Here is a 13,093-nt window from a genome sequence, read left to right as displayed (position 1 = left end):
TCCCGGAGGATTACGACGCGAAATACGGGCAGTTTAGCAGAAAGTTGCGGTCCGCGCGTCGGAGAATGAGGGGTATTCCCGTCCCCGCCTTGCTCCGCGTGGCTCGATAAGCCACCATCCTCCTGCTCGGATCACAACTACAAGAAGAGCAAAGGAAACGCATGAGCAAGTCCTCCGGGTTTTCCTACGGCTGGGTCGTGGTGGCTGTGGGCGCGCTGATGACCTGCGTCGCGTTCGGATCGATGCTGTCGCTGGCCGTGTTCCTGCAGCCGATCTCGGAGGCGATGGGCTGGTCGCGGAGCGGCGTGTCGGCGGCGGCCACCATCGACTTTCTCGCCATGGGAGTGGCTGCATTTTTCTGGGGCGCGCTGTCGGACCGTTTCGGCACCCGGATCGTGGTGCTGTCGGGCACGCTGCTGCTTGGCGCAGGCCTGATCGGGGCAAGCCAGGCCACCAGCCTGTGGCAGTTCCAGTTGGCGTTCGGCGTCTTGATTGGGATTTCGGCCGGCAGTTTCTACGCGCCGATGGTGGCAGCGGCGAGCGCCTGGATCGAGCACCGCCGCAGCCTCGCGGTTGCGCTGGTGTCGGCCGGCATGGGTGTATCGCCGCTGACGGTGGCCCCATTCGCAAGCTGGCTGATCACGGCCTATGACTGGCGCACGGCGATGCTGGTGATCGGCATCGTCGCGATGGCGCTGTTGATTCCGGCCTCTCTGCTGGTGCGACAGCCGCCAGCGCCCTCGACGCCTGCTGCCGCAAATGGAACCGACGCGCCTGACGGGCAGTGGACCGTCGCGCAGGCGCTGCGAACGCCACAATTCATCATCCTTGCAGGCGCGCATTTCGCCTGCTGCGCCGCGCATTCCGGGCCGATCTTCCACCTGGTGAGCTACGCCATGATCTGCGGCATCGCGCCCTTGACCGCGGTCACCGTCTACAGCCTTGCCGGCTTCTCCGGCCTCGGCGGCCGGCTGCTGCTCGGCGTATTGGCCGATCGCTTCGGCGCCAAGCACGTTCTGGTCGGCGGCCTGTTCGTGCAGGCGCTGTCGATCGCGACTTTTCTCGCGGTCGGCCAGCTCGGCGAGTTCTACGCGCTGTCGGTGGTGTTCGGCCTCGCCTATGGCGGCGTGATGCCGCTCTACGCCGTGCTGGTGCGCGAATATTTCGGCGTGCGCATCATGGGCAGCATGTTCGGCGCCGTCTCCGCCTTCGCCAGCCTCGGCATGGCGCTGGGGCCGCTCGCCGGCGGATGGGTGTTCGACACCTTCCACGCCTATAGCTGGCTCTATGTCGGCTCCTTCGCGATCGGGATCGCCGCCGTCGCCGTGGCGCTCAGCTTCCCGTCGGCCAGGCGGCCGTCGCAGCCGTCGCTCGATCTGGGGCGGGCGACGGCGTAATCGCACGCGAGGCCGACAGCGGCAGCCTATGTCTTTGATGCGATCGCCGGATCGGCCGTCACCTGGCGTCTGTCTTGCGTCTGCTTGAGATTGTCCTTTGCCCAGGCGTCCAGCTTTCCGACATAGACCGTCATGCTGTGGTCGGCGATGTTCTGGAATTTTCCGGTTCTGACCAACGCAGCCAGGCCCCAGATCGTGCGCCAGATCTTCTGCAGCCAGTTCGGCGACCGGCGCACCGGGGCGACACCAGACTTCCCGAAATATCTGATATCGCCGACATGACGATAGCCAAGGATGGCTGGAGGGATCGCCGGCACGAGGTCGACGCCATTGGTGATCCGGTACAGCGGAGCCTTGACGTACATGTCGAAGGAGGCGTCGCCAGCGCGTGGACAGCCAAAAGTGTAGCAGGCCGCAACACAATCGCGCACCTTCGCATCGTCGTCATTGGCCAATTCTGCCGTAGCCATCAGCGCAAGGGCGCCTCCGAGCGAATGGCCCGTGACATAAATCGGACGCGGTTTTGCTGCGATGGTCCGCTTGATGAACTCAAACATGGCGTCGCGGATCGGCCAATACGCCTGGAAAAAGCCGGTGTGAACGCGCGTGCCGCCCTGCAGGGCCACGAGCCGCGCGTTCACATTCGTCTTCCAGTCCAACTCGTCCTGGGTTCCGCGAAACACGACGACGATGATATCGCTGCCCTCGACGATGTAGCCCGCCGTGCCGACATCGTTGTCGACCAGGCTGATACACTCGATAAATCCCAGTGCGCACAAATCGGTTCTGAACGTATTGAACGCCGCCTCACTGCCATCAAAATCGTTGTAAGCGAGAAAGGCCAGCTTGGCCATCAGCAGCGCCGTGCGATCCGAATAGGCCGCCCGAAAGGTCGGGATATTCTTGAGGTCATCAGGCTCAAAAAGGCTGATATCCATCATTTGCATCTCCCCTGCCGTGCCCTGAGGATAACTCATTGCGCAGCCCAGCGCACCTATGGTTGCAACAACTATTTCCTGCGCGATTGACGGCGCTGCGCCTTGATCGGCGGCGGCGGATGGGTCACCATCACGATTGCGCTGCAGAAAATTCAAGAATGCGAGGAAGCGCATGAACAGGCATCCCGGCATCGACCTGGTGGAGCGTGCACGCGCGCTGGCGCCCCTGATCATGCGCGAGGCCGACGAGATCGAGCGGACGCGGCGGCTGACATCGGCGGTGACGCAGGCGCTGATCGAGAACGGGCTTTACCGCGCGCTGCTGCCGAAGAGCTTTGGCGGCATCGAGGCTCCGCTGGAAGCGTTCATGCAGATGCAGGAGGAGGTGGCAAAAGCCGATGCCTCCACCGCGTGGTGCCTTGGCCAGTGCAGCGTCTGCGCGATGACCGCGGCCTATCTCGATCCCGACGCCGCCAACGAAATCTTCAACGTCGCGCCCGGCATTCTGGCCTGGGGCGCGATCAATCATGAAGTGCAGGCGGTTCCAGGCGGCTACAAAGCCAGCGCGCGCTGGGATTTTGCCTCCGGCTCACGGCAGGCAAGCTGGCTGGGCGCCCATGTCCGCGTCGTCGGGGCCGACGGCACGCCGCGGCGCAAGCCGGATGGCTCGCCGGAGATTCGTACCATCCTGTTTCCGGTGACCAGCGCCACGATGTACGACGTCTGGGACGTGATCGGGCTGCGCGGGACGGGTACCGATTCCTATTCGGTCGACAATCTGTTCATATCAGAGAAATTCGCCGCGCTTCGTGACGAGCCCCAGGCACGGCGCGAAAACGGGCCGCTCTACAAGCTCTCCACCAACATGGTGTTCGGCATGGGCTTTGCGGCAACCTCGCTCGGCGTCGCCCGCGCCACGCTTGATGCAGCGATCGACCTTGCCCGCGCCAAGACGCCCCAGGCGCAGAAGGCGATGCGCGACAACAATGCCGTGCAGGGTTTGATCGGCCGCACCGAGGCGAGCTTGCGCGCGGCGCGGGCCTATCTCTACACGACCGCCGCCGAAGTCTGGCGCGATCTGGCGCGCGGCGAGGCTACCACCGAGGCGCACCGTATCGCCCTTCGCATCGCCACTACCTGGACCATCCATCAATCGGCTGCCGTCGTCGACACCGCCTATCACATGGCCGGCGCCACGGCCGTATTCAACGCCAACAAGTTCGAGCGCCGTTTTCGCGACATGCATGCCATCGCACAGCAGATCCAGGGCCGCGACGCGCATTATGAGGATGCCGGCAAGGCGATTCTATCAGGCAATCTCGATACGCCGCCGACGATGCGATGAAGAAGAGCGTCACAAAGAAGCCCGTGGGTGGCCCGAGTCCCGCGATCGACGCCGTCTTCGAGGCCTATCCCCAACCGGTGAAATCTAGATTGCTGGCGCTGCGCCGGCTGATCTTCGACACGGCTGACACCACCAAGGGCGTCGGCGCACTGGAGGAAGCCCTGAAATGGGGGCAACCGAGCTATCTCACGACCGAGAGCAAGAGCGGCAGCACCATCCGGATCGACCAGGTGAAGGCGGAAGCCGGCCGGTACGCGGTCTACTTCCACTGCCAGACCGATCTGGTCGAGACTTTTCGTGAGCTCTATCCGGAACTGAGCTATGGCGGCAACCGCAGCATTCTGCTCGACGCCGGCGAGAAGCTGCCCGAGAAAGCGTTGCGCCACTGCATCGCGCTGGCGCTGACGTATCATTTGAGGAAGTGGAAGGCGGCGAAATAACTATCCTCGTCATTGCGAGGAGCAACGCGACGAAGCAATCCATCGCGCCGCAAAGCAAGAGTGGATTGCTTCGCTCCGCTCGCAATGACGGCGGTTAGCGCGGTGCACGCCTCAAGCCACCAGCGCCGCACCCGTCGGCGAGCTCCAGTTGCCTTGCGTCTTCAATAGGCCCACGATCTCCGCATTGGGCCGCGCACGGCTGAACAGAAAGCCCTGCCCCTCGTGGCACCCCTCGTTGCGCAGGCAGTTGACTTCGGCTTCGGTCTCGACGCCTTCCGCCGTGATGGTGACGCCCAGGCCCTTGCCGAGGCTGATGATCGAACGCACGATCGCCTGCGCGTCGGGGTTGGCGCCGAGGTCGCGCACGAAGGACTGGTCGATCTTGATCTTGTCGAACGGAAAGCTGCGCAGATAGCTCAGGCTGGAATAGCCGGTGCCGAAATCGTCCATCGAGATGCGAACGCCGAGCGCGCGCAGCGCATGCAGGGTCGCCAGCACCTCGCTGCTCTTTTCCAGAAGCAGCGTCTCGGTGATCTCGAGTTCCAGGCGCTTCGCCGGCAGGCCGGACTGCTTCAGCGTGTCCGTTACCAGCGACAGCAGATTGCCGAGCCGGAACTGCAGCGGCGACAGATTGACCGCGACGTGGACGTCGTCGGGCCATTGCGCCGCATCCGTGCAGGCGCGGCGCAGCATCAAGCCGCCGACGGCGTTGATCAATCCGGTCTCCTCCGCAACGGGGATGAATTCGGCCGGCGAGATCATGCCGCGTTCGGGATGCGGCCAGCGCACCAGCGCTTCGAAGCCGGTGATGCGCCCGCTCGAAAGATCGACCAGCGGCTGGTAATAGGGCCGCAGCGCATCGCCCTGGACGGCCTCGCGCAACTCGGTTTCGATCTTGCGGCGGGTCTGGGCGCGCGCGTCCATTCCGGCCTCGAAGAACGAGAATGTGCCGCGCGAATCGTTCTTGGCGCGCGACAAAGCGAGGTCGGCGTTCTTCAAAAGTTTTTCGGATTCGTCGCCGTCGCCGGGCGACATCGCAATGCCGATGCTGGCGCCGATCACGACGGAATGCCCGTCCAGAAGGTAGGGATCGCCGATGGCGTCCAGGAGGCGCCTGGCCAGGAACGCCGCATCCTCAGGCCGCGTCACCCCGCTCTGGACGATGGCGAATTCGTCGGAGTTGAGCCGGGCCAGCGCATCGTCGTCGCGCAGCATCGACCGCAATCGCTTGCCGACGCCGCGCAGCAGCTTGTCGCCGATGCCATGGCCGAGCGTATCGTTGACCGCCTTGAAATGGTCGAGGCCGAGCACGAGCACCGCCACCTGCTCGGCGTTGCGGCGTGTGCGCAGCAGGATGTCGTCCATCTGCTGACGCAGCAAATTGCGGTTCGGCAGCCCGGTCAGGCCGTCATGCTGGGCCATGAAAGTCAGCCGCGCCTCGGCGCGCTTGCGTTCGGTGGTGTCCATCAGCGCCAGCAGGATCGCAGGCCGGTCGCCGTAAACGAGCTGGCGTGAATAGATCGCCAGATCGATCAGCGTACCGTCGGCCCGGACATGCTTCCAGGTGCGCGCGGCGCGTTCGTCGCCGGTCCACGGCAATTCGGCGTCGAAGGCCTGCAGGCTGCGGATCGTCAGCTTCTCGAATTCGCCGCGGCTGTAACCATAATGCTGGATCGCAGCGTCGTTGACGGCGAGAATACGTTCGTCACCCAGCGCGCAGACGATCATCGGAACCGGATTGCAGTCGAACAGCAGCCGGAACGAGGCCTCCCGCTGCTTCAACTCGGTGATGTCGACGCGCAGGCCGATGATGCCGCCATCCTCGGTCAGGCGTTCATCGACCAGGATGACGCGGCCGTCGGCCAGCGTCTGCTCATGCCGCTCGCCAGGCTGGTACAGCTTCTTGAGCCGTGCGGCGATCCATTCTTCCTCGCGCCCGATTGCCTCCGGATAATCGCCGCGCGCGACGCCGATGCGGATCGTATCCTCCAGCCGCGCGCCCGGCTTGAACAGGTCCGAGCTGCGGCGGTACATTTCTGCATATTTCTTGTTCCAGAGAATATAGCGGCCTTCGGCATCGAGAAGCACGACGCCCTGCGGCAGGATATCGATCGCCTCGCGCAAGCGCTCGTGCGATTTGCGCGCCTGCGCAATCGCGGCGTCGACTTCGGCGCGCTTGCGCACGCTCTCGCCGGCCGCAGCGGACGGGCCACGCCCGCGTTTGGCGGGAGGCTTGGGCCCGGATTTTACCGGCCGACCGCGAAAGCGGACAATCGCCGCCTGCTTGGGCTTTCCTGAAGTTCTTCGCTTCTTCGTCGACATCGCTAGGCCTACCCCGCGCATTGCTGCGGGCGATGTTTGCAGAAAAGTGTCTGAAAAAAAGGTATCTCTTGCCGCAGAAAGGCGCACGCGCAGCCACATTCACTGCCCGTCGAAAAAACGGGCGCACGCTCCGCGTGTATCGATTTTGACATAAATCGCAAATTCACAGGGCAAAATCGTCGCGCTCGCGCAGCAGGCCTGCGACGCGTATCCCGGATGCACAAGGAATGCGCGAAATGCCGCGCGTGCGCATGAACACACGTCAACGATGGACAGGGTTATCGCGCGGTTAAGAACGATGGCGACATAACGCCATTCAACTCAAGGCGGCCGCCGCGGCTTGCGCTTCCGGCACCACGTCGTGATCGTAAAGCCCTCGGCGAAACGCCGCATGCGCGGATATCTCGGCATCGCGAACGCCTAGATCGGCGTAGGAGGAGTCGTAGCGCATGCCGTTCTCGCGCGCGCCGCGCTGAACCGCCGCCACCCGCTCACGTCGCAGCCGCTCATACGCCAGCAGCGCCGCCGGTGTGCTGGCGCGCGTCGCCTGTGCCAGAATTGTCGCCAGCGCCATGCCATCCTCGATCGATTGATTGGCGCCCTGGCCGAGATGCGGAAGCATCGGGTGCGCAGCATCGCCGAGCAGCGTCAAGCGGCCACGCGTCCAGGTCGGCAGCGGCTCGCGGTCGTACAGCGCCCATCGGAACGTCTTTTCAACCTGGCTCAGCAGGGTCCCGATGCGCGGGTCCCATCCCCAAAACTCGCGGCGCAGCACGTCGGGGTCGCCGGGCGCCGACCATGATTCCTGCATTTCCGCATCGGCCGGCACGAAGCCGACATAGTTGATGAGCTCGCCCGATCGCACCGGAAAGCTGAGGAAATGTTTTCCCTTGCCGAGCCACATTTGCCAGCAATCCGTCGGCCAGTGCGGAATGCGCGCATGCGGCAGCACGCCGCGATAGGCGACGGACCCGTGAAACACCGGCCGCGATGGCGGCGCGGCATAGGGCCGGAGTTCGGAGTGGATGCCATCCGCCGCGATGATGACGTCGCCTTCGGCGACCGTACCGTTTGCGAACGACACCCGCGCAACCTCTCCGGCCTGCTCAAAGCCAACGCCGCGATGTCCCATGCGCACCACGCCTGATGGCAATGCGGCGGCCAGCATCTCGACGAGGTCGGCGCGATGCATGCCGAAGGTAGCGTTCCAGCCCGCGGAGTCCGTCACCTGGACCGGAGCGATCGGCGCACCGTCGTGGCGAAAATAGCGAGAACCGTGGCCAACCCGGGCGCCCCGTCGTTCCACCTGAGGTCCGAGACCCACGCGCTGCAATTGTCGCACGCTGTTCGGAGTCAGAAAGACCCCTGCTCCGACTTCACCGAGCGCGGACGCCTGCTCGTAGACGGAAACATGGAGGCCGTGGGCGATCAGCGCGTTCGCGGCGAACAGTCCACCAATTCCGCCTCCAATGATCACGACAGTGAGCTGCGGCTGCATCATCGTCCCACGGAAAAAATGCTTCGGAAGCTTGCGCGTTCAAGCTATCCTCCCTTGCTGCAAACACCAAGCGCCGACAGCTCAGGCTGGACGGACTAAAACGGCAGCGGGAGGAGTTTGAATGCACGGCTCTACGCCAGCTCTGCTTCCCGTCCGTCGTATATTGGCGATACTGACGCTGTTTCTGGCCCTCACCGCGCATGGTCGCACGCCGGCACTGGCCGGTGATTTCCCGGACCGTCCCGTGAAAATCGTCGTTCCGTTTCCGGCCGGCGGAACCGCCGACGCGATTCCGCGAATTGTCGCCGACTGGCTGTCGCGCAAATGGGGCCAGCCGGTGGTCATCGAGAACCGCACCGGCGCCGCCGGAAACATCGGCGCCGAACAAGTCTACCATTCGGCGCCCGACGGCTACACCCTGCTCTCGTCACCGCCGCCGCCGCTTGCGATCAATCACAATCTTTATCCCAGGCTCGGCTTCGATCCGACGAAGTTCGAGCCTGTCATCGTCATGGCTCAGGTGCCGAACGCGCTGATCGTCAATCCGAACAACATCAAGGCAACGAGCGTGCCCGAGTTGATCGAATACCTGAGGGGCAATTCCGACAAGACCATCTGCGCCACGCAGGGCAACGGCACGACCTCGCATCTGACCTCGGAGCTGTTTCAGCTGTTGGCAAAGGTGAAGCTGCGGCACATTCCGTACCGCGGCTCGGCGCCTGCGCTGCAGGGTCTCGTCGCCGGCGACGTCGACGTCATGTTCGACAATCTCGGCGTCTCGCTGGCGCTGGTTCAGGCCGGCAAGCTGAGGCTGCTCGCGGTGGCCTCGTCCGATCGTCTGCCGGCGCTGCCGGATGTGCCGACGATAGCTGAAACACTGCCGGGTTTTGAAGCGGTCGCCTGGTACGGCATCGTGGCGCCGCCCAAGACTCCGAAAAACACCGTCGACAAAATCAATGCCGACGTGAACGAGGCGTTGCGTCAGCCTGTGGTGCAGGACCAGCTCAAGAAGCTATCCGCCGTCATTTTTGGCGGCTCGGTCGACAAGACGTCCAAATACATGCGCGAGGAAGTCGACCGGTGGGCTGCCGTGATCAAGTCGGCCAATATCGAGCTGCAATAGGCCTCAATGCAGTAAACCTCAATTGATCTTGATCGGCATGTTGCGTGCACCGGTGCAGGCGAGAGCAGCGGCTGCGGCGAGATCAAGCAATTGCGAGGGCTTCGCCTGTCGCCGTATTTCCCGGTTTCATGCTACACTCGTTGGAATAGAGTAATCCGATGACCCCCCGCCTGATTCTGATCCCCCTCCTGACCTTGATGATCGCCGCCGGTGTCGCGGGCGCATGGGCGCAGGACAAGGGCACGGTCCATCCAAAACCGCTGCCGCCGCTCGCGAACCCAAACGATCCCACGGTCGCCGCCAAGGAGCTGTTCGGCCGCAAGTTGCTGCCGGCGGCGATGCCGACGCGCGTGCTCGGGTTCTATGCCCATGGCTGCATCGCGGGCGCGGAAGGGCTGCCGATCAACGGCGACACCTGGCAGGTGATGCGGCTGTCGCGCAATCGTTATTGGGGCCACCCCGACCTGGTCGCGCTGGTCAAGCGGCTGGCTGCGAAGGCACGCAAGGATGCCGGCTGGCCGGGGATATTGGTCGGCGACATGTCGCAGCCGCGCGGCGGACCGATGTTTACCGGGCACGCTAGCCATCAGGTGGGACTCGACGCCGACATCTGGCTGACGCCGATGCCGAACCGGCAACTATCGCGCAACGAGCGCGAGGAGACGTCGGCCGTGATGATGGTGCGCACCGACCGGCTCGACATCGAGCCGAGCGCCTGGACGCCGACGCATCTTGCGGTGATCCGCGCCGCCGCGCTGGAGCCCAGCGTGCAACGCATCTTCGTCAATGCCGCGATCAAGAAGGCGCTCTGCCGTGAGGCCAAAGGCGACCGCTACTGGCTCCACAAGGTGCGGCCGATGTACGGCCACGACTATCACTTCCACATCCGCATCAAATGCCCGCCCGGCGCCAGCGAATGCGAAAGTCAGCCCGATCCGAACGAAGGCGAAGGCTGCAGCACCAGCGATCTCGCCTACTGGTTCAGCGATGCGGTGCTGCACCCGAAGCCGCCGAAAGTGCCGCCCAAGCCGAAACCGCCGATGACGATGGCCGCGCTGCCGCCTGCTTGCAAGGCGGTATTGAACGCGCCCGATGCGAAGCCCTGACCGAAAGATAAAATCCGCAGGAGAATGACGATGAAGATTTGGCCCCTGATTGTATCGATTGCCTTCGTGACCAGCGTGCACGCCCAAACCCCGTATGCCGGGATGCAGGGGCGTTCGATCAAGGCGCTGTCCGATCAGCAGATTGCCGAGCTCGGCACCGGCCGCGGCATGGGTCTGGCGCTCGCCGCCGAATTGAACGGCTATCCGGGCCCGTCGCACGTTCTCGAACTCGCCGACAAGCTCGAGCTCTCCGCCGAGCAACGTGCCAGCATGCAACGCCTGTTCGATTCCATGAAGGCTGAAGCGATGCCGCTGGGCTCGAAGCTGATCGAGCAGGAGGCCGAGCTGGACAGGCTGTTTGCAAGCCGGACCGTCACGCCGGAAAGCCTGAAGGCGTCCACGGCGGCCGTTGCCGCGACGCAGGGGACGCTGCGCGAAACCCATTTGAAGTATCACCTGTCGACCGGAAGTATTTTGACGCAAGCGCAGATGACAAAGTATGCGGAATTGCGGGGTTACGGCAGCGGCCACAAGCGTCAGCATCACCATTGACGGGCCGGCAGGCAGGCCGGTCCGGTCTCACCCGGTGAGGCCGGGCCTCGAGCCGCCTTTACCTCGGCAGCCATCCTGATTATGTTGGGGCTGGCGATATCCCGATCGACCGCAAGTCATCAAGGGATTCCCGGAACGGCGCTTCCGACCATCGCCCGATCGACCCCAACCAACGCCTGTCTTGTGTCCGCTATCTGCGGTTCGCAAGCATGCATGGAGCGCCTCATGTATCGCAGCACCGGTATCTTCACTGCCCTTGTCCTTCTGATCGGGGCGATGTGCTCGCCCGCCGCTGCGCAGGACAAGGCCCTGACTGTGTTTGCCGCGGCTTCGATGAAGAACGCGCTCGACGACATCAACGCTGCCTACACGGCGAAATCGGGCGTCAAGATTACCGTCAGCTATGGACCGAGTTCGGGCCTGGCCAGGCAGATCGAGCAGGGCGCGCCGGCCGATGTCTTCATCTCGGCCGATACCGACTGGATGGATTACGCGGCAGGCAAGAAGAACATCAGCGAGTCCAGCCGGATCAATCTGCTCGGCAACAGCATTGTGCTGATCGCGCCGAAGGATTCCAAGATCGGCAATGTGAACATCGGGGCCGGCTTCGACCTCGCCAAACTCGCCGGCGACGGCAGAATCGCGACCGGCGACGTCAAGTCCGTGCCGGTTGGCAAATACGCCAAGGCGGCGCTGGAGAAGCTCGGCGCATGGCAGACCGCGGAGCCGAAATTCGCGATGGCCGAAAGCGTGCGCGCCGCGCTGACGCTGGTGGCGCGCGGTGAAGCCGCGCTCGGCATCGTCTATTCCACGGACGCCAAGGTCGAGCCCGGCGTCAAGGTCGTCGGTACGTTCCCGGCCGACTCCCACCCGGCGGTCGTCTATCCCGTCGCGGCGACAACGACCGCGAAGCCGCAAGCGTCGGACTATCTCGCCTTCCTGCGCTCGACCGCGGCCAAGACCATCCTCGAAAAATACGGCTTCAAGTTTCTCGTCAGCCCTTCGACCTGATGTTCGAGATATCGCCGGCCGAATGGACGGCCATCCTGCTCTCGTTGCGGGTGGCCATTGTTGCAACGCTGGTGGCGACGCCGTTCGGCATCGCGCTGGCGTGGCTGCTGGCGCGGCGTGAATTCTGGGGCAAATCCATCCTCGATGCGCTGGTTCATCTGCCGCTGGTGCTGCCCCCCGTCGTCACCGGCTATCTGCTGCTGCTGACGTTTGGCCGCCGCGGCCTGGTCGGCGCGTGGCTCGCCGATAACCTTGGCATCGTGTTCGCGTTTCGCTGGACCGGCGCCGCGCTGGCCTGCGGTATCATGTCGTTTCCGCTGTTGGTGCGGCCGATCCGTCTCTCTATCGAGGCGATCGACCGCCGGCTGGAACAGGCGTCCAGCACGCTCGGCGCCGCTCCCTGGCAGGTGTTTGCCACCGTGACGCTGCCGCTGGCGCTGCCGGGCGTACTGGCCGGCATGGTGCTCGGCTTCGCCAAGGCGATCGGCGAGTTCGGCGCCACCATCACCTTCGTCTCCAACATCCCCGGCGAAACCCAGACCATTTCTACCGCGATCTATTCGCTGATCCAGACCCCCGACGGCGACAGCGCGGCCGGGCGGCTGGTGGTCGTTTCTACCGTGATCGCGATGGGCGCCTTGATCGCCTCCGAATGGTTCGCGCGACGCGCCACCAAACGCCTGCACGGGAATTGACCATGCTGCGCGTCGACGTCACCAAACAGCTCGGCGAATTCTCGCTGGAAGCCGCGTTCGAAAGCCAGGGCCGCGTCACCGGCCTGTTCGGCGCATCCGGCGCCGGCAAGACCTCGCTGATCAACATGATCGCAGGCCTGCTGCGCCCCGACCGTGGCGTCATCGCGCTCGACGGCGAAATGCTGGATGACACGGCCGCAGGCGTCCACGTGCCGCCGCACCGGCGCCGGATCGGCTATGTGTTTCAGGACGCGCGGCTGTTTCCGCATCTCGACGTGCGGCAAAATCTCGACTACGGCCGGCGCATGAACAGGCTTGCTGTGGACGATTCCCATCACAAGCGCGTCACCGAACTGCTCGATATCGGCCATCTGCTTGACCGCCGGCCCGGAAAACTCTCCGGCGGCGAACGCCAGCGCGTCGCCCTCGGGCGGGCGCTGCTGTCAAAGCCGCGTTTGCTGCTGCTGGACGAGCCGCTGGGATCGCTCGACGAGGGCCGCAAGGTCGAGATTCTGCCCTACCTGATTCGGCTCCGCGACGAAGGCATTCCGATGGTCTATGTCAGCCACGACGCCGCCGAACTGCGTCAACTGGCGACGCAGATCGTGATGCTCAAGCGCGGCCGGGTGACCGCGCTCGGCGGCGTCAAGGTGCTGACGTAGCCCT

12 protein-coding genes are annotated in these 13,093 nt (G+C 64.2%); 9 read left to right on the top strand and 3 right to left on the bottom strand.

The window, feature by feature from the left end; genetic code table 11:
- The first annotated feature begins 161 nt into the window (after positions 1-161).
- Positions 162-1,397, top strand: coding sequence for an MFS transporter (locus tag V1293_RS26880; RefSeq protein ID WP_334513643.1), 1,236 nt, complete (start codon positions 162-164; stop codon positions 1,395-1,397).
- A 26-nt stretch (positions 1,398-1,423) separates the two neighbouring features.
- Here V1293_RS26880 and V1293_RS26875 read toward each other — a convergent pair whose 3' ends face one another.
- The gene (locus V1293_RS26875) at positions 1,424-2,509 is read right to left on the bottom strand and encodes a lipase family protein (RefSeq protein ID WP_334513640.1); all 1,086 of its coding nucleotides are present in this window, start codon (positions 2,507-2,509) and stop codon (positions 1,424-1,426) included.
- On the opposite strand from V1293_RS26875, the gene V1293_RS26870 reads away from it, so the two are divergent.
- Positions 2,508-3,680 (top strand): acyl-CoA dehydrogenase family protein, encoded by a 1,173-nt coding sequence (locus V1293_RS26870; protein WP_334513639.1) that lies wholly within the window; start codon positions 2,508-2,510, stop codon positions 3,678-3,680. The genes V1293_RS26875 and V1293_RS26870 overlap by 2 nt on opposite strands.
- On the top strand, positions 3,677-4,120 hold the full coding sequence (locus tag V1293_RS26865; RefSeq protein WP_334513637.1) for a DUF1801 domain-containing protein: 444 nt from the start codon (positions 3,677-3,679) through the stop codon (positions 4,118-4,120). Before V1293_RS26870 ends, V1293_RS26865 begins: the two co-directional genes overlap by 4 nt.
- A 111-nt stretch (positions 4,121-4,231) precedes the next feature.
- On the opposite strand, the gene V1293_RS26860 is transcribed toward V1293_RS26865, so the two are convergent.
- Both V1293_RS26860 and V1293_RS26855 read right to left on the bottom strand, forming a co-directional pair.
- Positions 4,232-6,442: a putative bifunctional diguanylate cyclase/phosphodiesterase gene (locus V1293_RS26860; RefSeq protein ID WP_334513635.1), complete on the bottom strand. Its 2,211-nt coding sequence runs from the start codon at positions 6,440-6,442 to the stop codon at positions 4,232-4,234.
- Positions 6,443-6,758: 316 nt separating this feature from the next.
- A complete protein-coding gene (locus tag V1293_RS26855) occupies positions 6,759-7,943 on the bottom strand; it encodes an FAD-dependent monooxygenase (protein WP_334513633.1) in 1,185 nt (394 codons plus the stop codon).
- Between the two features lie 118 nt (positions 7,944-8,061).
- Between V1293_RS26855 and V1293_RS26850 the strand changes: the two genes are divergently transcribed.
- The 6 genes from V1293_RS26850 to modC all read left to right on the top strand — a co-directional run bounded on the left by V1293_RS26850 (position 8,062) and on the right by modC (position 13,089).
- A complete protein-coding gene (locus V1293_RS26850) occupies positions 8,062-9,063 on the top strand; it encodes a Bug family tripartite tricarboxylate transporter substrate binding protein (protein WP_334513631.1) in 1,002 nt (333 codons plus the stop codon).
- A 158-nt stretch (positions 9,064-9,221) separates the two neighbouring features.
- Positions 9,222-10,169: a penicillin-insensitive murein endopeptidase gene (gene mepA / locus V1293_RS26845; RefSeq protein ID WP_334513630.1), complete on the top strand. Its 948-nt coding sequence runs from the start codon at positions 9,222-9,224 to the stop codon at positions 10,167-10,169.
- Positions 10,170-10,199: 30 nt separating this feature from the next.
- A complete protein-coding gene (locus V1293_RS26840) occupies positions 10,200-10,721 on the top strand; it encodes a Spy/CpxP family protein refolding chaperone (RefSeq protein WP_334513628.1) in 522 nt (173 codons plus the stop codon).
- A gap of 225 nt (positions 10,722-10,946) precedes the next feature.
- Positions 10,947-11,732, top strand: a complete 786-nt coding sequence (gene modA / locus V1293_RS26835) for a molybdate ABC transporter substrate-binding protein (RefSeq protein ID WP_334513626.1) — start codon at positions 10,947-10,949, stop codon at positions 11,730-11,732.
- Positions 11,732-12,427 (top strand): molybdate ABC transporter permease subunit, encoded by a 696-nt coding sequence (modB, locus tag V1293_RS26830; RefSeq protein ID WP_334513624.1) that lies wholly within the window; start codon positions 11,732-11,734, stop codon positions 12,425-12,427. Before modA ends, modB begins: the two co-directional genes overlap by 1 nt.
- 2 nt (positions 12,428-12,429) lie before the next feature.
- Complete coding sequence (gene modC / locus V1293_RS26825; RefSeq protein WP_334513622.1) at positions 12,430-13,089, top strand: molybdenum ABC transporter ATP-binding protein; 660 nt, start codon at positions 12,430-12,432, stop codon at positions 13,087-13,089.
- Positions 13,090-13,093 lie beyond the last annotated feature (4 nt).

Origin of the sequence: Bradyrhizobium sp. AZCC 1693, assembly GCF_036924745.1 — a bacterium.
In the GTDB taxonomy this organism is placed as follows: domain Bacteria; phylum Pseudomonadota; class Alphaproteobacteria; order Rhizobiales; family Xanthobacteraceae; genus Bradyrhizobium.
The sequence above is the reverse complement of the archived record's forward strand: the minus strand, read 5'-3'. Positions and strand labels throughout refer to the sequence as shown.

Excerpts from the sequence above, each read along its gene's own strand:
- V1293_RS26880 (WP_334513643.1), top strand. The coding sequence starts at position 162 with ATGAGCAAGTCCTCCGGGTTTTCCTACGGCTGGGTCGTGGTGGCTGTG.
- V1293_RS26870 (WP_334513639.1), top strand. The coding sequence starts at position 2,508 with ATGAACAGGCATCCCGGCATCGACCTGGTGGAGCGTGCACGCGCGCTG.
- V1293_RS26875 (WP_334513640.1), bottom strand. The coding sequence starts at position 2,509 with ATGCGCTTCCTCGCATTCTTGAATTTTCTGCAGCGCAATCGTGATGGT.
- V1293_RS26865 (WP_334513637.1), top strand. The coding sequence starts at position 3,677 with ATGAAGAAGAGCGTCACAAAGAAGCCCGTGGGTGGCCCGAGTCCCGCG.
- V1293_RS26860 (WP_334513635.1), bottom strand. The coding sequence starts at position 6,442 with ATGTCGACGAAGAAGCGAAGAACTTCAGGAAAGCCCAAGCAGGCGGCG.
- V1293_RS26855 (WP_334513633.1), bottom strand. The coding sequence starts at position 7,943 with ATGATGCAGCCGCAGCTCACTGTCGTGATCATTGGAGGCGGAATTGGT.
- V1293_RS26850 (WP_334513631.1), top strand. The coding sequence starts at position 8,062 with ATGCACGGCTCTACGCCAGCTCTGCTTCCCGTCCGTCGTATATTGGCG.
- mepA (WP_334513630.1), top strand. The coding sequence starts at position 9,222 with ATGACCCCCCGCCTGATTCTGATCCCCCTCCTGACCTTGATGATCGCC.
- V1293_RS26840 (WP_334513628.1), top strand. The coding sequence starts at position 10,200 with ATGAAGATTTGGCCCCTGATTGTATCGATTGCCTTCGTGACCAGCGTG.
- modA (WP_334513626.1), top strand. The coding sequence starts at position 10,947 with ATGTATCGCAGCACCGGTATCTTCACTGCCCTTGTCCTTCTGATCGGG.
- modB (WP_334513624.1), top strand. The coding sequence starts at position 11,732 with ATGTTCGAGATATCGCCGGCCGAATGGACGGCCATCCTGCTCTCGTTG.
- modC (WP_334513622.1), top strand. The coding sequence starts at position 12,430 with ATGCTGCGCGTCGACGTCACCAAACAGCTCGGCGAATTCTCGCTGGAA.